The sequence below is a fragment of the Galbibacter kalidii genome (genome assembly GCF_026241135.1).
GTDB lineage: Bacteria > Bacteroidota > Bacteroidia > Flavobacteriales > Flavobacteriaceae > Galbibacter.
This window is the reverse complement of sequence record NZ_JAPFGA010000001.1, coordinates 488,950-510,515: the sequence shown is the minus strand read 5'-3', so window position 1 is coordinate 510,515 and position 21,566 is coordinate 488,950. Positions and strand designations below refer to the sequence as shown.

The 21,566-nt window shown below is 38.8% G+C and carries 17 protein-coding genes; 6 read left to right on the top strand and 11 right to left on the bottom strand.

What is annotated here, in order from left to right:
- Window positions 1–262: 262 nt before the first annotated feature.
- Complete coding sequence (locus OOZ15_RS01950; RefSeq protein ID WP_265954025.1) at window positions 263–3,277, top strand: ligand-binding sensor domain-containing protein; 3,015 nt, start codon at window positions 263–265, stop codon at window positions 3,275–3,277.
- On the opposite strand, the gene OOZ15_RS01945 is transcribed toward OOZ15_RS01950, so the two are convergent.
- The 8 genes from OOZ15_RS01945 to OOZ15_RS01910 form a co-directional block, all read right to left on the bottom strand.
- Complete coding sequence (locus OOZ15_RS01945) at window positions 3,270–3,911, bottom strand: response regulator transcription factor (RefSeq protein ID WP_265954024.1); 642 nt, start codon at window positions 3,909–3,911, stop codon at window positions 3,270–3,272. The genes OOZ15_RS01950 and OOZ15_RS01945 overlap by 8 nt on opposite strands.
- Before the next feature lie 386 nt (window positions 3,912–4,297).
- Entirely contained in the window at window positions 4,298–5,593 is a 1,296-nt protein-coding gene (locus OOZ15_RS01940; RefSeq protein ID WP_265954023.1) for an alginate lyase family protein, read from the bottom strand.
- Window positions 5,594–5,671: 78 nt separating this feature from the next.
- Window positions 5,672–5,974, bottom strand: coding sequence for a DUF6787 family protein (locus OOZ15_RS01935; RefSeq protein ID WP_265954022.1), 303 nt, complete (start codon window positions 5,972–5,974; stop codon window positions 5,672–5,674).
- A gap of 164 nt (window positions 5,975–6,138) precedes the next feature.
- A complete protein-coding gene (locus OOZ15_RS01930) occupies window positions 6,139–7,050 on the bottom strand; it encodes a DUF5777 family beta-barrel protein (protein WP_265954021.1) in 912 nt (303 codons plus the stop codon).
- An 8-nt stretch (window positions 7,051–7,058) separates the two neighbouring features.
- Window positions 7,059–7,607, bottom strand: a complete 549-nt coding sequence (locus tag OOZ15_RS01925) for a YceI family protein (protein ID WP_265954020.1) — start codon at window positions 7,605–7,607, stop codon at window positions 7,059–7,061.
- Between the two features lie 9 nt (window positions 7,608–7,616).
- On the bottom strand, window positions 7,617–8,039 hold the full coding sequence (locus OOZ15_RS01920; protein ID WP_265954019.1) for an OB-fold protein: 423 nt from the start codon (window positions 8,037–8,039) through the stop codon (window positions 7,617–7,619).
- A gap of 16 nt (window positions 8,040–8,055) precedes the next feature.
- The gene (locus OOZ15_RS01915) at window positions 8,056–8,409 is read right to left on the bottom strand and encodes a hypothetical protein (RefSeq protein WP_265954018.1); all 354 of its coding nucleotides are present in this window, start codon (window positions 8,407–8,409) and stop codon (window positions 8,056–8,058) included.
- Between the two features lie 65 nt (window positions 8,410–8,474).
- Window positions 8,475–9,341 (bottom strand): hypothetical protein, encoded by an 867-nt coding sequence (locus OOZ15_RS01910; protein WP_265954017.1) that lies wholly within the window; start codon window positions 9,339–9,341, stop codon window positions 8,475–8,477.
- 218 nt (window positions 9,342–9,559) lie between these two features.
- On the opposite strand from OOZ15_RS01910, the gene OOZ15_RS01905 reads away from it, so the two are divergent.
- Window positions 9,560–10,678 (top strand): LytTR family transcriptional regulator DNA-binding domain-containing protein, encoded by a 1,119-nt coding sequence (locus tag OOZ15_RS01905; protein ID WP_265954016.1) that lies wholly within the window; start codon window positions 9,560–9,562, stop codon window positions 10,676–10,678.
- Between the two features lie 381 nt (window positions 10,679–11,059).
- Here OOZ15_RS01905 and OOZ15_RS01900 read toward each other — a convergent pair whose 3' ends face one another.
- The gene (locus OOZ15_RS01900) at window positions 11,060–11,254 is read right to left on the bottom strand and encodes a hypothetical protein (RefSeq protein ID WP_265954015.1); all 195 of its coding nucleotides are present in this window, start codon (window positions 11,252–11,254) and stop codon (window positions 11,060–11,062) included.
- A 73-nt stretch (window positions 11,255–11,327) separates the two neighbouring features.
- On the opposite strand from OOZ15_RS01900, the gene OOZ15_RS01895 reads away from it, so the two are divergent.
- Genes OOZ15_RS01895 through OOZ15_RS01880 form a run of 4 tightly spaced genes read left to right on the top strand, consistent with a single transcriptional unit; the run spans window position 11,328 to window position 17,325 of the window.
- Window positions 11,328–12,023: an ABC transporter ATP-binding protein gene (locus tag OOZ15_RS01895; RefSeq protein ID WP_265954014.1), complete on the top strand. Its 696-nt coding sequence runs from the start codon at window positions 11,328–11,330 to the stop codon at window positions 12,021–12,023.
- Window positions 12,024–12,038: 15 nt separating this feature from the next.
- On the top strand, window positions 12,039–14,504 hold the full coding sequence (locus OOZ15_RS01890) for a TonB-dependent siderophore receptor (RefSeq protein WP_265954013.1): 2,466 nt from the start codon (window positions 12,039–12,041) through the stop codon (window positions 14,502–14,504).
- Between the two features lie 23 nt (window positions 14,505–14,527).
- A complete protein-coding gene (locus tag OOZ15_RS01885) occupies window positions 14,528–15,976 on the top strand; it encodes an ABC transporter permease (protein WP_265954012.1) in 1,449 nt (482 codons plus the stop codon).
- The gene (locus OOZ15_RS01880) at window positions 15,976–17,325 is read left to right on the top strand and encodes an ABC transporter permease (protein ID WP_265954011.1); all 1,350 of its coding nucleotides are present in this window, start codon (window positions 15,976–15,978) and stop codon (window positions 17,323–17,325) included. Before OOZ15_RS01885 ends, OOZ15_RS01880 begins: the two co-directional genes overlap by 1 nt.
- Before the next feature lie 220 nt (window positions 17,326–17,545).
- On the opposite strand, the gene OOZ15_RS01875 is transcribed toward OOZ15_RS01880, so the two are convergent.
- Both OOZ15_RS01875 and OOZ15_RS01870 read right to left on the bottom strand, forming a co-directional pair.
- A complete protein-coding gene (locus OOZ15_RS01875) occupies window positions 17,546–19,396 on the bottom strand; it encodes a glycoside hydrolase family 2 protein (RefSeq protein WP_265954010.1) in 1,851 nt (616 codons plus the stop codon).
- A 26-nt stretch (window positions 19,397–19,422) separates the two neighbouring features.
- Window positions 19,423–21,417, bottom strand: a complete 1,995-nt coding sequence (locus OOZ15_RS01870) for a DUF2264 domain-containing protein (protein ID WP_265954009.1) — start codon at window positions 21,415–21,417, stop codon at window positions 19,423–19,425.
- Window positions 21,418–21,566 lie beyond the last annotated feature (149 nt).

The window sequence follows — 21,566 nt, the reverse complement described above, 5'->3', positions numbered from 1 at the left end:
TAGGTCAAAAAAAAAGGGGGGGGGCAAATGCATGTTTACTCTTTAGCACGGTACAATATCTATTTTTTTTATATAAAAAAGTGTAGTTTTCAGCTTATACTATTGTAGAACTATTCCTACATATCATATCGACATCTTATGCATTCAATTTCTATATATTTATGTTTGTAAAAATTTTATTACTGTATATTTCATCAATAACCTATATGCTTTGTCTTTATTGAAAACAACATTTTCCTCAGATTTTTCAAACACATTTTCTTTGATTCTCCTGATATTCCTTTTATTAAACTCAAACAGGATAAACGCTCAATCCACTTATAGTGTTAATTGGTTTACCGATAGTGAAGGACTTCCCCAAAACAGTATAAAAGATATTGCTCTTGACCGCTATGGCTATGTATGGCTTTCTTCAGAAAATGGTCTGGCCAGATACGACGGATCAAAATTTAAAATTTTCAACACAGAGAACATTCAGGGTATTGGATCCAACAGAATGCGCTTTTTGGAAGGAAATATGCAAACGGACAGCCTGTTTACTTTTGATAATCAGAATCAGCTTGTTCTCATACATAAGGGAATTGCCAAAAGAATTAATGACTCCATATACTCTCCGGGAAATTTTATTACAGACAACCCTGATTATATTAACACTAACAGAATGATAGGCGGATATCATTTTATACCTGAGAATTTATATTTGCAATTGTACAAACATAATGGAGGCTATTTTTCAATAGGAAAAGATACCATCAGGGAATATGACAAAAACAGAGACTTAAAAAATCATAAACTTTTCCCCATAACATCTACCTCTCAATTTTTCCTTTTTGATAATCGCTTACACGTCCTGGATGACAACAACAAATTCATCTCTTTTAATGAGGATGGAGTCTCAAACAAGTATCCTGACAAAAAATTAGGCAACGATATTACGGTCTACTCCAACGATGTCAACCATCAGACCTTTCTATATTCCCACACTCAAAAGGCATTATATCTTATTGAAAGCATAACCGACACCATAAAAACCAGACTCGTTTTTGAAGATTTCGACTTAAAATCTAAAATGATCATCTCTGTCTGCTACGACACTCAAAATAGGATATTGTACCTCGGAAGTTTATCCAGTGGGTTGTTTGTTGTGAAAAAAAATTACTTTAATAACATCCACACCAACCCCGGGGGTAATGACAATGTGGAATATGCCATGGCAGCACTCAATGACTCCACAGTTCTCACAGCCTTTGGAGGAATTGTCATCAATAATAAACTTACCGACAAATGGGATATAAAGGATCAAACAGACAAGTATGGTATTTTAAAAGACCGAAATGATAATATATGGAGCATAAAGGGTTCTACACTGTATAAGTTCAGCAAAGGAAATGATTATGAAGTAGCAGATTCCATAACGTTTGGCAGCAGGATCATGACCCTTTTCCTCGATCAAAAGGATATACTCTGGGTTGGAACCGATACTCACTATAAAATAACTGGAGGCATCTTCTCCCTGGATATTACCACCGAAAAACCCATCCCAAAAAAACATCTGGATATCTATTTTAAGATTTCGTGTATTTCAACAAATTATGACGGCAAATACTTGATAGGAGGCTGGGACGGACTCTATAGCTTTGACCCCGATAAAGAAAAAAAATCCCTGAAAAAGATCGATAGCTTGGGCACTGCCAATATCAGGAGCCTCTATAGAACTGGGAAAGATATCTGGGTAACTACTTATGACAAAGGTTTTTTTCTGTACAACAAAGAAAAAACTGTGGCCTTTCCCCATGATGAGAACAACTATCTCGCCACTGCACATTGTATTATTGAAGACCGAAAAGGCTTCTTCTGGATCACGACCAACAAAGGGCTTTTTCAGGTATCAAAACAATCTCTTTACGATTATGCAAACGGAAAGATAGACATTCCATATTATCACTATTACGATAAGAATTCCGGTTTTCTAACCAACGAATTTAATGGAGGGTGTTACCCTTGCGGGATAATGCTCCCCAATGATCAGATCTATGTGCCGTCTCTTGACGGAGTGGTGAGTTTTAACGCTTCTGAGATCAAACCGGTACTCCCAAAAGGGACTGTTTATTTTGATGAAATTGAAATGGACGGGACAAAACAGTTTATGGAAGATGGACTTGAAATAGGCCAAGACGTTGAACGGATTACATTCTACATTTCCAGCCCAAACTACGGACACACCAATAACAATAATATCGAAGTAACATTAGATGGTTCCAGCGGTCAACAATGGAACCGGATTAATGAAAAACAGACCATTTCATATACCAATCTTCCTCCTGGAAAGCACACCTTAACAGCCAGAAAACTAGCAGGCTTTAATTCTGATTACACCTATAAGTCCATTACATTTTTTATTCCTCCGGCTTTCTGGCAAACGTTATGGTTCAAGCTTCTTGTATGCACCCTGTTACTTGCAACGATTTATTTATCGATTAGGATCCGCACCCGTTATATCCATTATAAAAATATCCTTTTACAAAAAAAGATTGCTGAACATACCATTCAATTAAAAAACATCATAGGCTCTCTCAGAAAAACCAAAGATGATTTAAGTACCCAGATTAAAAATCAAAAAAGGCTTATTCGTACTATAACGCATGATATTAAAAGTCCACTCAAATATTTAACGATAACAAGTCAGCATATATATATTAATCCCAATGATTCCGATGAAGAATTAAAAGAAAATATAAAATCCATTTACACCTCATCATTCCAGCTATATCACTTTGTAAACAACATACTTGATTATAGTAAAGCTTTTCTGAACACTAATGAACCCAATATAGAAGAATTCAATCTTTATCATCTGGTTAATGATAAGGTGAGCCTGTTTCATAACATTACAAGATCTAAACGAATATTAGTTATAAACAATATTCATAGCGATTTTGTTATAAAACTTAACAAGCAGTTATTCTCTATCATTATACATAATCTTTTGGATAATGCCGTTAAGAACACATATCATGGAAAAATAGTTTTTGACTATTTTGTTGAAAATGAAAAGATTTATTTTTCAATTACAGATACCGGAATTGGTATGGAACCCGATCTGGTAGCCTATTATCAGGCTTTAGGAGATAATAATGAACAGGAAATTAAAAATAGAAAGATCAAGGGCTTAGGACTAAAGGTGATCATTGAAATAATAATGGTCCTCAACGGTAATATAATAATTGACAGCACAAGCGAGGGAACCAAAATTACGCTTAGCTTTGATATCAAATAGTTTTATTGTATTCACGAAAAAGGGAAACTAAAGAAACCACATTGCTTATTTGTAATTTTTCAAAAATTCTGTATTTGTATGTACTTACCGTAGATTTTTGCAAATTTAGTATATTTGATATTTCCAGATTTCCCTCTCCGTTAACAAGGAGCCTTGCCACTTCAAGTTCTCTATTAGAAAGTGTATCCAAGGGATTTTGTACATGATTATTTAATACAGAATCTAATATTTTATCCTTTACTGTGGTACTAACATATTTTTTGTTTTTAAGAACAGTCGTCACCGCCTGATAAACATCTGTTTCCGAACTAAGCTTATTCAAAAAGCCATCAGCACCGCTATTAATATACCTCAGAGCATATTGTTCTTCGCTATAACCAGAAAATATAAGTATTTTGCACTGAGGCTGAATTTCTTTAATTTGTGTAATAATCCCAATGCTGCTCCCTTCAGGGAAATAAACATCGAGCACAAGCAAATCATACATATCCTGTTTAACTTTATATAAAATCTCAGTCATATTTTCTGCCTGAAAAACCTGCACATCTTTAAAAGCTTTTCTGAGCATAATAGACATTCCTTGTCGTACAACAGCATGATCGTCCGCTAATAAAACTTTTGGTGATATTTTCATATGCGAGTAGGATAATTGTTTCTTAATTTATTTTGATGGTACCAAACTATAACCAACCCGGGGTTCCTATAAACAAGAGCAGTCAAGTTTTGGCGTTTTTGAGTTGATAAATCAAAAACCAACTCGAAATTCTCCAAAACAAAGTTATAGGAATCTATTGTATTGTAGATGATTTTTTAAAAGAAATGAACTATAAAGCACACAACCTTATGTCTGCAGCGCAGTCGAAGCCTATTAATAATCAACTACCTTGGGGCAATCTTGCCTGCCAACAAAGGCAGGGCAGTCAGGTATAACCCACTTAATGGGATTTAATAGATTTAGTTCCTGACTGCGCTCTAACTGAACGCATTTTTAATATTTTTAATACGTTTTAGGTCTCATCATTATTGATTAAAAGAAAATGTAAGAGAGCCAAAGCCGGGATAATCATAAGTGCTGGGATGTATGGACACTGAAGGCCCTCCAGCCGGCCTTTGCTGGGCGGCTAGTGCCGCTACATTAGGTATAAGTGCTTCCTCCCCTGCCCTGTGGGCATAATGGTTATAGATCAATTCCCATATATTATGGAGATTCCCCCTTTGTGAAGGTGAAATGGTAGATTCACATGTCCAACTGCAGTTGGTCGATCTTTCAAAACAATGCTCGGTATAGGGCACCTCTTTTCCATTGTTATAACTCGCCACATATTCCGCACCCTTTCTAAGCCTACTATCATCATAAGAAAAAAGGTCATCGCCCTGGTTCCACGCAATCTGGCAGAACATGACCATGTGACTTAACCCGCCTTGGGTATGGGCCTGATCCCTGCCGCTTTCTTCCCATTGTGCCAGAGTGGGCGAATGTACACGATTAGCCGCATGTGTAATACATCCATTTCCCCCACCCGTCTTAAAATATGCAATAGCTTTATTGTAAATCTCGCGATTGTCACATAAAATCCCAATAGCGATCATCGCTGCCATATTGCAAAGGTCCCAATTCGCGCGGTAATTGGTAATACATGCGTCATTGTGATCCAATCCAAAACTATTTCCGTAAAGAAAACGTTCTACCAAGGGGTAATAAAAGACATTAAGCAAGTAATCTTTAAACCTTTCAAATTCAAATCCGGGATAGTCCCGCATCATTTCAGCTGCATTGGCAAACTGGTAACCAAAAAGTCCGGAAGCCAGATACCTGTCCGCATTCCCCGTAAGCTTAGTATGTGTTGCAGACCAATCGTTCAGTATTTCCACAGCCTTGTCGCCATGAGCACTCTTTCCGGTGATTTTCCATATCAAAGCGTGCTGATAGGCTGCTGCAACATCTCTGTACAATAGGCCAACATTATCACCGTCACCTCCCCGTATGACTGTTTCCTGAGCACGAGGTGACCAGCCGAGTTGTCCTTCTGAACTGGCAACAAGCTTGTCATAGCTTCCCTTCCATGGTTGAACACCCGCATTGACCTGCTGAGCCATGTAGTCGTATTCGGATTGGGTATTAAAGATCCCGGGATGTATAAATGCATCTGTTTGATTATCTAATGTGTCTATTTGATTTCCTATTGAATCTATTGGATTGTCTGTGGATTGTTCTTCTGTTTCGTTGCTAAAACTGTCATCAGAATTACATGCTGTATAGAAAAGTACACACAACAAAATTAAGTAGGTCAGGGATTTGTAAATAAATCTGGGCATTGTTTTTTGTTTTTAAGTTATTATTTATGAAATGATATTAATAGAACTCATAATGTTAATGTTTGTTATTGAACAGATTTATCGTTTGACAAAAAGGAACCCTAAGCCGATTCGTTTTAACATTCTCTTTTCAAAATCCCGGAAGAAACGGAACTGGCCAAAAAGCCACCCAAAGCAAACCAGAAGAATTTGGTACAATGGGAAAATCACCAGAATCCTTACCGGCCAATATAATAAGGCAGGATGTTCTTGCACCCCCAGTAAATCCAAAACAGGCCCGGCGAGTTTGACTGCGGTAGAACCCGTAACGGCAAAAACAGCTATAATGGTCAGAAGCTGGGCATTGGATCGGACTCCCCAGCGTTGTTTTAGTTTTTTCATAAGAAATTATAACGTGAATAAAAAGCAAAAGTTGCCGTTATCGATGGAAAATAGATTCTTTTCATAATTTACCTGATGCATAGGGTTGTGGTCTTATGTTTTGCAACACAAATTTCTGCAACCCCTTTATTTTATCAAAAAAAGTCAAGATAACTTCGAGTTCATTAATCGCTATAAGTTGCTTTAGGAATTTTATTTTTTTTATTCCCAATCTGGAATGCTCTTGAAATATTAAAACCAAAATGGAGGTCTCCTTTAAAGAAATCATCAGTCGTTTCTGTAATAAAAGCTTTCTCTATCATAGTAATTGCATTAGAGACCATCAGTTGGAATACATGTCCTCCTGTTTCTATATCAAGGCTTAATGCAACGGCATTTTTGGTATTTACAGATTTTAATGGATTGATGGTATAAAAATACTCCGCGTTTACCGACATCCTTTTACTGAGTTTATAACGCCCGCCCGCACCTATAGCATATATATCGTGTGGGTCGGCATCAATTCTTACAGAATTCCTGTGTACATGAGTGGGGGAAACCTGAAGGGAAAGGTTTTCACTAAATTTCCTGGCAATCAAAACCTGTGTGGTGTAAAACAAACGGTCATTAAAGCTTGGTTTTTCTTCGGGGTCATAATCCTTCAATGTTTTTTTGGCAACACTTCCAAAAAGAGATACACTTAACGGAAAGTTTTTTTCTCCCGTACTTTGCTTTAATAGCTTGTATTTAACAAAACCATCATAGGTTTTCTCAAAAGAACTCCTTCCAACCCCAAGCGTCAAGTCATTTGTAAGGGCATATTCCAAAGCAAAACGGATATTAGAGTCATCCAAACCAAAAAGTTCATCGATCCCGTCATTGATCTTTCCAAAGCGGTGTGAGATCAGGAATTCGAGGACTCCCTTTTTCCGGTTTTCAACGGAATGTCCATTTATAATTCTAGTGCCTTTAAAAGTAGCACTTGTATATGTTGTTTGTGAAGGTGTTTCCTCATCGAGGATTTCCATCAGATCCTGGGCAAAAGTATAGGTTTGTATAACCAACAGGAACAGGAGGGTAACTACATTTTTCATCATAGATAATTCTACTTATATGGTTGGTGTTTTAAATTAAAGGAAACTTCAACTTCCTCGGCGATATTATTTCGTACAATTCTTGGGATTTTGATATTGTAATCTGCGACATAGATCTTGAATTTACCTTGTAGGGTTACTTCACTTTCTTCTACAATCATTTTACTTTCTATTTCCACTGGTTTAGTGATTCCGTGAATGGTAAGCTTCCCTTTTATCCTGGCAATAGTATTATCTCCGGAGATTATCTCTTCCAAATTCATTATTTTCCCTGAAAAACTGGCCTTCGGAAACCGGTCAGATTCTACATAATTTTCATTAAAATGCTCTTGCATCAAGGCTTTTTCAAAAACAAATGATTTCATTAATATGGTAATGGCGACGCCACCTGTAGATATATCTACAATACTTAAGACTTGATTATTTTCAGCTTTTATATCTTCTACAGAGGTATGTGAATAAAATGAGATATATCCCTGCTTGGTAAGATATTTTTCCTGTGCGGAAAGCGAGCTACCGAAGCAAACTATAAATAATAGCAATATAAGTTTTAAACGCATTTTTAATAATTATTTAACGATTATGCCCCTTATCAGGATTACATCCATCAAGAAGCCTGTGCAAATTCCTTTTATTTTAATTTTTTGTCCCTTTTTCAGACTTAACATCTTTCTGTTTTCGGTAGGTTCCATATTGCAAATTATACTTTCCATATAACCATCCGGACCCAGGGTGATAATGCCATTGCCATTTGCTGTATCAATATTTTTTACAGTACCTTCGACTTCTACTACCTTATCCAGATATGTATCATTGGCTTTGTCTTCGTTATTTTTAAATTCATCCACAATACTTTTTCCGGTGACCTGATGAATGGGTCTTGAGGAATGAACATCGGTATGTGGTTTATTATATAGCCTCACAAAAATGAACAAAGTTATCAGAACTCCGGCGACAACTACAATGCCTGCTATATTAATTATCCGTTTCATTATGCACTGGTTACTTTTAATTGTTTTGCGCCCCATTTTCTACCCAACACGCTATTTGATCAATCTCTTGAGAAGTCAAAGACCCCTCTTTAGGCATTATCCTGGCTTGGGTTAATTGTTTAATAGTCTCGGCATTTTCTTGTACAATACTAAATATCCTGAAATCATAGGGATGTATCGTACCGTTGTGACACTGGATGCAGTTATCGTCTATAATCGGCCTGATAACATCCGAAAAAGATAGGTTGGGATCACAAGAGGTCCCCGTAAAGTCATCTTCTTCTACATTGTATTCACAAGAGATAAGACAAAGGCAAAGAAACATGATTCCCCATATAACAGTATTGTTTTTCATCATTTTAATTTTCATGTATTAGACGGATTAAAGCAAGGGGAAAAATATCCCCTATGCTTTTAAATATTAACCTAAATTTATTATTCCGCCGGAGCAACTCCAGTAGCTGTATTCACAATAGGCCATATCCCCGGTTCAGGAACACTTACCCCTTTGTTGTCACCTTTTTGTCCATCACCCCCAAAATAGTATAACGGCCAGCCCTTATATGTTAATTGGTTTCTTTCTCCATGCACTGAGATCACATTAAAATCACTTTCATTCAAAATACTTGGAATGCTACCTAGATCTTCATGAAAAATCGGCCAAGCTGCATCATTGGAAAAGTCTTCGGCAGTATAGTTATTTGTATCATTTGTATCAGGGGTAAAAGCATAAAGCGTATTTCCAAGAGCATCAGTAATATAAAGAGTAGCTCCATCACCTTCTACATAATCGCCATTATCATCAATCACATAATTATTTCCGTCATTACCAACCAATTGAGCATTTACATACATTAGGGAATAATCGGGTTTGGCAACGTACCATACATTGCCTACACCGTCACCAATTGTATCTCCTGCACTACTGTCCCCTACATAATAGTATAATGGCCAACCTTTATATGTAGTTTGCTTTTCACCATCTTCACGGGTAATGGTTCCAAAGTCTGCTTCATCCAAGCCATCATCCAGTGTTAGTTCTTCTTCATAAAAAACGGGCCATGCACTTAAACACTCCCCTTCACAGGTAGAAGTCATTTTAGAATCATTGGAAAAGAAATACAGGGTCATTCCTTCTGAATCGGTAAGAATTTCCCCAAAGGTTCCATCTTCGGATAATTTTACGGTGTTTTCCGGTGTTTCAGGATCGGTGGGCGTAGTTCCGTCGTCTGAATCATCACTACTGCTACAGCTATAAAAAACCGAGACTATTAATACTAATGAATAGATTGTTTTTTTCATGATTATTATTTGTTTTAGATTTGCCTACAAATAAATGCAAAATTGACACTATACAATGTATTAATATGGGTGAAAGGGGAAAAATGATGCTTTAAAAGGAAAAAAACAGTTTTAAATTTTTCACCAAAATGAATGCAATCTATCTCCTGAGCACCCGTTATGTTTCCAACTTGCTACATAACCAAATAAATCAAAACGCTTAAAATCAATCACCTACAATGAAGAAAGACCATGTATACCTGCTTACATTTTTAGGATTGGCCGTAGTTACATCCGTCGTGAGTTATTTCAGTATGAATCACCTTCTGGAAATTTCAACCAATCATTTTTTACAAACCCAGATCGAATCGAGTAAACGTGAAGCCAATGAAATTTCATTACTCATTCAACATCAGGTAGAAAATGGTCTTCCTAAACATACAATCATAAAAAACCTACAAAGCAGCATTGAAAACACGAATACGGAATCCGGTTTTGTATGTATGTTCAATTGGTCAGGCGTTGAGATTTGCCATCCAAATCCTGAAAAAATAGGACAACAGGTTTTACCGGAAGAATCGTTTGTTCAACCGGTAATGTACAATGAGCTGAACCCGCAGGATTTTTATAATCTTTTAAAAAACAAGGCAGAAACAGGAGGGATCAGGGAATTCTCAGAAGAAGGGAGAAGTTCTGAAATTATTTACCTATACCCGGTAAAGGGCACAGATTGGATTATGGCAGCACATGCCAACATCAACCATATTAAGGACAGGATGCAGAAGCTCAAAACCAATTTCATAATTACCTTTACCATGTCCGGAATACTCCTCATTATCATATCCTTGTTTATGGTGAGGCTTATTAGTGGACGGTATGAGAAAAACCTGGAGAAACAAAATGAAGGGCTTTCCAAAGAAGTAGTAACCTTATCCAAATTGAATAACGATCTGTTGTTATACAAAGAGAAAAAAGAAAGACCCGATGATACTCATGAAGAAAAAAAAGAAAACAGTTTGGTTAAAAAAAGAATTTTAACCTATGTAAAAGATGAAATTGTATCCATCGAACAGGAAAATATAGCGTTCGTTTATACTGAAAATAGTATCACCTACATATGCTGTCTCGATGGCAAAATATTCCATAGCAACAATAGCCTCGAGGAAATTTTTTCTGATTTGGACAGTACTTTATTTTTTAGGGCTAACCGTCAATTTATTATTTCGGTAAATGCCATAGACAAAATATACAAATATGGAAACAATCAGTTAAAGATAGAACTTAACCCAAGATCTCCCATAAATATTATTATCAGTAAGAATAGGGCTTCAGCCTTTAAACATTGGTTAAGGGGGTAAATAATTTTTCAGGGGCAAACTTCCGCAATAAACATCAATTTTATATTAAAGTTAATGTTTTGGAGGTATGATTTTAATATTTTACTTTTGGCTGCAATATGCTTTTTAAAAGTTACAAACATAGCATCAGTTTTTTCTTTATCGCTGCTTTCTTCCTATTGAGAGTAGTGAACCTGCATGCTTATGAGCATATTTCCAATCAGGATGACCATTTTGGAAAGTGTGATATATGTGTTTTACATACTACTAAAGAACATCATAATCCTGTCACCTTTACTCCTGAATCCCCAGAATTTACCCTTCCTGTTTTTCCAATTGCTGAGCACCTCCCTGTAGTCTATGTCATTCCGGTGTTAAAGCTTAAGACACAGGGATATTATTTTAACAAACCCCCTCCTCTCCTTTTCTAAAATAAGAATAGTCTTTGTACTGTGAGAATACCCTGAAAAAGTTTTTTCGGGTCATCTCCCTGTTCACATCATTTTCATTATAACCTATAGTATTAACAATTACCGTACCGTATATCACATTATCCGGAAACGGGAAAACCATCATACACAACCATGAGTTTACCATTAAAAAGTCTGGTTAGTTCCAGGTATGGGCTCTGCAATTGTACGGTATATCTTAACACTTGAAATTCAAACATATGATAATCATAAAAGACCTCACCAAAAAATACGGTGAATTTACCGCATTAAACCAGCTAAACCTACACGTAAGACCGGGAGAAATTTATTGCCTGCTCGGAGCCAATGGAGCAGGAAAGACCACTACCATTAATATTCTTCTGGGGTTTGTCTCCCCTTCTTCCGGACAGGTCAGTATAAACGGTTATCCGGTAACCGGAAATGCTTCGCAAACCAAAAAGTATCTGGCTTATATCCCCGAAACAGTAACCCTATACCCCAACCTGACCGGGATAGAAAACCTGAAATTCTTCTCATCCCTAGCCGGGTATACAATCAACAAGGATGAATTGTCACAATTACTGATAAAGGCAGGGTTGCAGGAAGTTGCGCATCAAAAGTCTTTGCGCAGTTACTCCAAAGGGATGCGCCAAAAAGTGGGTATTGCCATTGCATTGGCAAAAAACGCCAAAGTCCTGTTGTTGGATGAACCCATATCCGGTCTGGACCCAAAGGCTGCCAATGAATTCTCAGAAACCCTGAAATCGCTTTCAGCTGGCGGAACGACCATTTTAATGGCCACGCATGATATCTTCCGTGCCAGGGAAGTCGCCCATCGCATAGGTATCATGAACGAAGGAAACCTCGTAAGTGAACTGGAAGCCCAAAAAATTTCAGCCAATAAGCTGGAGCAACTGTATTTAAAAACCGTATAAAACCACAATAAATTTATGACACGTTTATTCACTATAATAGCATTCCTCATTCTTTTCAATTGCTCCTGGGCACAAACCATAACCGGAAAAGTCACCGATATGGAGACCGGCGTTCCTGTTTATGGAGCCTCTGTAACCCTTGTGGATACAGATCTCGGAACCGTTACTGACATTGATGGCAATTTTTCACTGGAAGGTGAAGGAACCATCCTGGTTTCTTACATCGGGTACAAAAGTCACCGGATTAAAGCGGGCAGCAGTTTTCTGAATATCCAATTAGCTCCTGAAGTCACAGAACTGCAAACCGTTGAGCTGGTGGGCAGAACTTTAAAAAGCTACGACAGCAAATATTCGTTTTCTGCCACCAAAACAGCCATGGAAAATAAGGATATCCCTCAGGCTATAAGTACCGTCACCAAAGAATTGATCGCCGACAGGCAGGCTTTTCAACTGGCAGATGCGGTAAAAGTGGTCAGTGGTGTCACGCCTTCCAGTTACTACAACCAATACAATATCAGAGGAATCAGCCAGAATGAAGAAGGACAGATCATTAATGGCATGCGTACACGCCAGTTTTATTTTTTACAACCATTAACCACCAACATGGAGCGTGTGGAAGTTATAAAAGGCCCTGCAAGTGCTACTTTCGCCAGTGTAGACCCGGGAGGTAGTATCAATATGGTCACTAAAAAGCCACTGCCTGTAGACAGAAAAGAAGTAAGCATAGGTGTGGGGAGTTTCAGCACCTTCACAGGAACCCTGGATTTTACCGGTCCTTTAAATGAATCGGAGACATTGCTATACCGTGTCAACGGGGCCTACCAGGAAGCCCGTTCCTACAGAGACCTGGTCAGCAATAAAACCATCCTGGTTTCTCCTTCCTTCAGTTATATCCCCAATGATAAAACAGCCATTAATGCCGAGCTTATCTACAATGACATGAACGGCGTTCTGGACAGGGGACAACCAATTTTCGGAGCAGAAGCCGGGATTACTGATTTAAAAAGTACCCCTATTAGCATGAATTTGAGTGCCCCAAACGATTTTTTCAGATCTAAAGAGCTTATTATCATGGGGAGTATCGCCCATAAATTCGACTCCAATATCAGCTTCAATACTTCTTACATGAAGCAGTCGTGGACCGAAGACCTCCAGGAACACCGTACCACGGGGGCATTTGCAGTAGATATCAATAATGATCCTGTCAGTTCCTTAGCTGCCATGCAGTTTGTACAACGCGAACAATACTGGAATATAGACAACCTGAGCAGCTATTTCAATTTTGATTTTAAAACCGGAAGCATCGATCACAAACTCCTGGCGGGCTATGACCTGCATTATTGGGAAAAAACAAAGGGTGGCGGACAAAATGCGGCGCGGGGATTCCTGCTAAAGGACGGCTCAGCAGTACGGACTTTTGGTGCTTCTAATGCTGATGATTATCAAACTATAGAAATTGACGGAATTACATTACCGAGACCTAATGTCGACCATACAAATCTGAACAACCCCGACCATAAGATCAGAAGTATCAAAGACTATACGATGAACTCGCGTATATCAATACCTTCTGCTCTTACAACAAATAATGCCATATACATACAAGAGCAATTGCAATTTAAGCGATGGACCCTGCTTTTCAGCCTCAGGCATGAGTGGTTTAAGGATATCACCCATTACGAAACCCCGAATGAAACCTCTTTTGAAAACCGAAGGCTTATACCGAGGATAGGGCTCACCTATGCCCTAAACGACAATATTAACGTATATGGTACTTATCTGGAAGGGTTTCAACCCCAGTCGAATACAACAACACTTTTACCGAGTACGGCCAACTATTTATGGTCGGACGTCTCTGCGGCACTCTTCGATCCACTGATCAGTAACCTCAAGGAAGTAGGGGCAAAAATCGATCTGTTCCATAAACACATGAGTCTAAATGCTTCTGTGTATGAGATCAATCAGAAAAACATACTTATGAGCGCCAATGATCCATCCCAGTCTGATTTACTGGTACAGCGGGGGGCTGACAGAAGCCGGGGTTTTGAAATGGATATCACAGGTTATATCAATCCAGATTGGCAGGTCATTGCTTCCTATAGCTATATAGAAGCGAAGATCGTAAATGACGCTAATGAAGATCTGATCGGTCAAAGAAAGGAAAACACCCCGAAAAACAGTGCCAACCTTTGGACCAAGTATAATTTCAGGAATTCATCAGCTCTGAAAGACCTGGGAATAGGCTTTGGCGTACAGCATCAGAGCAGTAAAATCCCTTGGTTTACACGTGATTTTAAAGTGCCGGGGTTTACCATCTTTGATGCTGCCGTGTATTATTCGCCAAGCAGTAGCAATGTTCAGGTGGCTTTAAACATCGGAAACTTGTTTAATACCACCTATTGGTTAGGGGCACAAAATTACCTGCGTTTATTTCCGGGAGCACCCAGAAACGCATCGCTCGTGCTGAATTATAAATTTTAAGGACCCTTTCTAAAACTTGAATTATGATAAAGAATAAAAAAGTACACATCGCAAAACTGTTTTGGAAAATAACCTTTAAGAACAAGGCTGTTTATATTTTGACCTTTATCGTTGGGATTTTATTAGCCTATGCTGTTTTTTCCGGATGGGAAAATTTTAAAACCCAGAAAGAGATCAGAATAAAGTACCAGGAACAGGCCAGACAGGACTGGCTTGACAATCCTGACAAACACCCACATAGAATGGCACACTACGGGCATTATGCCTTTCGGCCCAAAACCCCGTTAAGTGTTTTTGATTTTGGTATGGAAAGTTTTCTGGGGAGCTCCATTTTTCTGGAAGCCCATGTTCAGAACCCGACCAACTTCTCCGAAGCTGAGTTTTCTACAGGGATGCTGCGGTTTGGGGAAATAAGTATTGCCATGATATTACAAATACTGCTGCCCTTGCTGATTTTCTTTTTAGGATTTCAAAGTATCGCCTCCGAAAGGGAAAATGGCACATTAAAAATACTCATGAGTCAGGGGTTAAGCAGAAAGGAATTGTTAGAAGGCAAAAGCTTGGGGATGATCCTGGTAATGTCCACCTTGTATTTTCCCATCATCATTATTACCGTATTTCTTTGGGCACTGCTTCAGGAAGTGAATATCAGTACGGATCAAGTGTACAGGCTTTTGCTCATTGTAGTGATGTATTTCGTTTACCTGTCTGTTTTTTGTATCATATCAGTGATTATCTCGGCATTGAGCAAAACATCAAAAACGGCACTTACATCATCTATAGGGGTTTGGTTATTGCTTACCATTTTATTGCCAAGGGCCGGTCAATCCCTAGGCTCTTATTTATATCAGTCCCCTTCAAAAGCAAAGTTCAATGCACAAATAGAGAACGATGTCGTGAAGACCGGGGATAGTCATAACCCGGATGATACGCATTATCAAGCCCTTAAAGACTCTATCCTAGAAGTTTATGACGTAGACTCCGTTACACAATTGCCCTTTAATTACAGTGGGCTTGTCATGAAAGAAGGAGAGAAAATCACGGCCGAAATTCACAATGACCACCTCAAAAGATTACGAGGGATATATGCCAGACAGAACAGTTTTTCAAGATATCTGGCCTTTATCGATCCCTATATGGGAATAAAAAACCTGTCCATGGCTTTGACTGGTACGGATTACAATTCCTTTATGGATTTCCAGGATCAGGCAGAGCAATACAGATACCACCTGGCTCAAAGTCTGAACGACCTGCAAATAAAACATGTAAGCAATTCTGCCAAAAGTTCGGCAGATCCCGACTATGCCCTGGATAAAAAACACTGGGGCATGATCGAGGATTTTAAGTACCAGCCACTCCAAATAGGCATGGCCTTACGGAGCGAACTCATTTCGTTTTTATCCCTCCTGTTCTGGGTATTGCTACTTGTATTGACCCTAAATCGACTTTCTAAAACCATAAAAATATTATAATGAAACTATTATTTATAAATTTCATCCGCTCCAACAGTGTAGAGATAGGGCTGTCCTTTATCGTTCTGGCTGGTATCATAAGTCTTTTGGTCGGGAAACAGCATATCGAAAAAATAAACCGAAGCATTGACGAAACGGCTCGGTACCAGCAAGAGCATATAGAACGCCATGCCGAATACAACAAAGACGATCTGGGCCTGATGTTGTACTACATCAAGTTTTCACTGGTAAACAGTACCCCGGCATTAAATGCCCTGTCCATCGGGCAGCGCGATGTTAATCCCTCGGTCAAAAGTGTGACCATACGCACCCTGGAAGCCCAAAAATATGATTCAGATCTCAATAATCCATACAATCTGTTCATTGGCAATATTGACTTTAGTTTTGTGCTTATTTTCCTGTTTCCCCTGCTTATCATTTCTTTTACCTATAACATTATATCCGAAGAAAAAGAAAGCGGTATCTGGAAGATTATTGCGGTTCAGAGTAAAAATCCCTTGGGGTTTGTCCTCAAATCTTTTGGTGTAAGACTACTGGTTACTATCGGAACCTTACTGTTTTTATATGCCATTACTGTCCCGATATTGGGGATTGCACCGGATACGACTTTTCTGACCTTCTTCCTGGTTTCTGTTTTGTATATCCTGGTATGGTTTGCTATTTGTTTTTTTGTGGCATCACTGCAAAAAAGTTCTAATTTCAATGCGATTATCCTTCTTTCCATATGGATCTTGCTTGTATTTGTCCTGCCCGCTGCCATCAATAATGATCTGCAAAGCAGATATCCGATTCCCGAAGCCCTTGAAACCACAGTAAAGCAACGAAGAGGATATCACGAAAAATGGGATATGGATAAGGAACTGACCATGGACAAATTCTATGCGCACTACCCCCAGTTCAAAAAGTTCACATTGCCCGAAGGCGACTTTAGCTGGCTTTGGTATTACGCCATGCAACAAATGGGAGATGACGAAACTTCGGAGCAATCCACGGCATTAAGGGAAAAGCTCGGGCAAAGAAACACTGCCGCTTCCTGGATTGCACAATTTATACCAACACTCCATTTACAGCTTTCCCTTAACGATATCGCTAAATCCGGTTTGGACAATCAATTGCACTTTTTGGATGAAACAGGTCGGTTTCACGAAAGATTGAGGCTCTACTTCTATCCCAAAATATTCAGCGAAGCTGCGGTAGCTTCTGAAAACTGGGATGATTTTAAGGTGGAGGTCTTTTCCGATGAAACTCCGATAAACAGAACAAGACTGTACACGCCACTACTCATTTTTATTGTGCTTTTCGGTACTCTCGGCTGGTTTATTTTTAAAAGGAAAGTCCATCTTCTTTGAGGTATTCATAGATAATCAATTTCAATCCTAATCACTAAATCAAATAAACTACTCTCTGGCTAAAGAGCCCTCCCCCCAGCCCCTCCAAAGGAGCCTCTTGGGGGAGGTTAGGAGGGGACAAACCTTAGATTTCAAACTGAAGTTTCGCCTAAAGGCAAGGGATTTCTCCCAGAATTATAAATTTTACATAGATGTTCTTATTTTCATTTGTTTAAATATTCTAATGCCCAGCCTTTTCTTTCAGTTCTTTATAATATTGTTGAAGCACATAAAAAGCCAGTTTTTTATTTCCCTTATTATCTATTAACCCTTTACGATTCCAACCTTCCTGGTAATCCGGGTTGTTTCTTCTGGGAGAACGGAAATCGACAAGTATCCAAGGGGATACACCGCTAAAATTATCTGGGAAACGCTCTTTGAACATGGCTACCTGCTCCTCATAATACCATTTCTGATATTCTTCGCTAAATCGCATTTCCTTTTCATCGTGAAAACCTCCTTTTGCCCCGGCACCGGTTTCACTGATAAAGAAAGGCTTGTTATATTTTGTTTCCCATTGCGCAGTTTTACAGGCATCGGGCAAACCTCCATACCAACCCAGATATTCATTTAGAGAAACGATGTCTGTATACTCTCCCAATGGATCATCTACGTAATTTCTTCCTTTATTATACCCTACCTCTAATGCTGCTGAAACCAAACGTGTGGGGTCTGACTTTTTAGTTTCTTTTACCAAAGTGCTCATAAATTTGGTACGGGTCTCACTAACCGGGGTTTCATTACCTACCGACCAGATGATTACCGATGCTCGGTTCCGGTCACGGGAAATCATTTCCCTTAACTGTTTTTGTGCTTTTTTCAACACTTCACGATTCCCGAAATCAATGGTCCAGTATACTGGGATCTCTGTCCAAACCAGGATACCGAGCGAATCGGCCATACGCGGCATGTATTCATTGTGCGGATAATGTGCCAGACGCACCATATTAGCATCCAGTTCTTTTACCCAGCTATACAACTGTGCTGCATCTTTTTTGCTATTGGCCCTTCTTGCTTCCTGGGGAATCTCTTCGTGTATACTAATCCCCCTCAGAAAAATCTGTTTGCCGTTCAGCAGGATTTTTTTTCCGTCCACTTCAATTTTTCTGAAACCGATCTTATCAGTAACAGAGCTTCCATTGAGTTTTAGGGATACATCATACAACTTCGGATTATTGGTAGACCAAAGGCTGATTCTTTTTACATCGAATTCAAACCTAAGGGAATCGCCTGTCACCTTATATCGTTTCTTCACTTTCAGCTCGGGAATTTCCATGCTAACCTCTGCATCGGTAACGGCTTCGTTCAGTTTGACCCAGCCTTTAATACCATATTTTTTTGATCGTTGTGCCTTTATAATATCCTGATCCTGATTTAACTGGACATGATATTGCTGAATAAACTGCTTCGGAACCATGACCAGTTTTACATCACGGGTAATACCGCCATAATTCCACCAGTCGGTATTTACGGTAGGGATCTCTTCCGGATGGCGTTCGTTATTTACCCGGACTACCAAAAAATTATCTTTATCCTTTAGCAATTCTCCTGGAACCTTAAAATTAAAAGGGGTGAAGCCTCCTTTGTGCATTCCCAGTTTTTTTCCGTTCAAATACACATGGGCTTCGTAGTTTACCGCACCAAAGTAAAGGTATACATCTTCGTCTGAAGACATTTCGGGTTTGTCAAAATTCCGCTGGTACCACACAGTCCCTTCATAATAAACAAATTGCCGGTCTTGCGAATTCCAATCACCGGGAACTTTTATATTGTAGGGTGCCTGGTATCCGTGTTCGGTCCAGTCAGTTTTCTTTTTTTTCACAAATTTGTTCCAGTAAGCACCTCCATCGGTTTCCCTTCGTTCCCTGAAACGATAATCATAAAACCCGGTTTCATAAGGGTCAACTATATAATGCCATGTTCCGTTCAGGGAGACTGTTTCCCTTCCCTGGGTATTACTGATCAGGTCTTCCTGTCCCTTGACAGATACACCTGTTAAAAATATAAGCAGGTATAAAATTGATTTTTTCACAAGTTAGAATTTTAATTGATTATGAGTTAATTATTGTCTTCATTCATTAGTTTTCTCTTTACTGTAACATTTCTTGCAAAATAGGATGTTTCCGAATTGGGGCCAGGCTCACCTGAAGAACCCTCCATTTGTAAGTTGATGATAAGCCATAAAGGCTTGTTTGTAAAGTTTGTGTAATGAATCCCTGTTTGCTCTCCATCTATATAATAAATGATGGAAGTATGTTCATCATCAATGTACTTTAATTTAACCGAATAAGTATGCCAATTATCAGATGCATCCTTCAATGTCCTTTTAATTGTGGTAACATTATTTGGTGTTATAAAAGTGTTCTGCCAGTTTATTGCATCTCCTTTAAATTCCAGGATATCACTTTCCGGTGGCCAACCATCAACTGCTGTCAACCAAAATGCCGGCCATGTCCCTTGTCCGGTCGGAGCTTTAAATTCGCCTGACACCGTGTATTCGGGATGTTCTTTTGATATTTTTATCTGGTGTTTAGCATGTATGGCTCCAGATCGGTATTTAATCGCTAAATGTGGTGGCGATGAACTTTTCCCCTCGCTTTCTGCGACAGGTGAAGCTTTTAAATGCAGTGAATTATTTTCAAGCTTAACCTGTGACCTGTACATCCTTGCTGATCCATTATGGTCATTTCCCCAGGGATAAAAATAATTCCAATTAGCCTTAAATTTCCGTATATCTTCAAAAGAATCATTGTCTATTACAGTTTCCCAACCTTCCTCTTTTTTAAGTTGATTTGGATAATAGGCATGATCTATTGGTGCCTCACCTCCTCCCCATACACTTTTTTGTGTCCAGTCGGCAGATGGGGCTGCCCAAAACAGGGTTTGTTCCGGCAGACCCAATACCAAAAAAGCAGCAGTACATAAATACAGGCTTCCGGTAGAGATATATGGTTCTGCTATTTCTTTTTGATGTCCATAAAAACCAATAGTAAGCCACCCCATTTCATCGAAGGTTTGTGGTGCTTCCATCTGTTTTTTAATAACCGCATATAATGCAGAACGTACCTGTGCCGGGTTAAGATTATCCGGTAATTGTTGCTTTAAAGCAATTTGTGAAAGCAGCTGAAATGCACCACACCTATATGCCAACGAACGTCCTATGGGTGGAAAAGTCCCTTCGGGAGAGATTAACCGTTCTTGGACGGCAGCATAACGTTGTGCACGATCTAAAAAAACATCGCCCTGGTTTATAAATTTGTTTTTATATACCCAGTGTTTTAAATGCTCCTTCTTTTCTTTTAATACTGAAAGTATATCCAGCATCATGGGCTGGATAACATAACTATTGTAATAATCCCAGTGAAAATCCGGACCATCTCCATAAATTCCGTCACCCAGATACCATTCATCATGTTTAAAGAGGGCATATTCCAAGCGGACCATATCTGCCTTTCCCTCAAACTTTAGTAAAGCCGCCTCAATAGTGGCACTAAAGAGCAACCAATTCATATAGTAAGGTGAAATATCCCTTGTTTTTTTAAACTCTTTTATAATATTATGCTGAGTCGAACTATCGAGTCGTTCCCACAATTGATTCGGGGCGCGGATTAATGCTTCTGCCAAAAATGCAGCATCAACAAGAGGTTGCCCTCCTTTAGTAAAGTTCATATAATCTTTGGCATCAGGGTCAACAGCATTTTTAATCCCTTTTAAAGCCAATCGAATATATTTTTCGCGGAGTTTGCCTTCTTCGGTGTCGTCCGGACCTAGTTCAAGCCACGGAGCCATACCGGCTAACGTCCTTCCCAAAGCTTCCAGATGAGTAACATCTTCCCTGCCTCCATAGGGGTGAACGGCCTTTTCCACAGGCATATTTTCTTTTAGCTGATCCTTACTCAGATTCTCCAGCACCGGATCTGCAATTTTGGTGAGCATATTCACAAAATACGCCCGTTCTTTTGCTCCGGAAATGGTTTGCCCGGAAGTTTTGCAAGGTGTTAGTAAAAACAATAGAAAGCCTAAGCCTATCAATATGTTTATTTTCTTTTTCATAATCCTTATTGTAAAATCAAAACCTGTTGCTATAACACAATAAGTATTATAGCAAGAAAAAATCCTCTTGACAAGAAGGTCTGGTTGGTTGATTTAGAATTAAAAGTACATTAAACTATTAATAAAACAAAAAATAAATGTTAATGCAA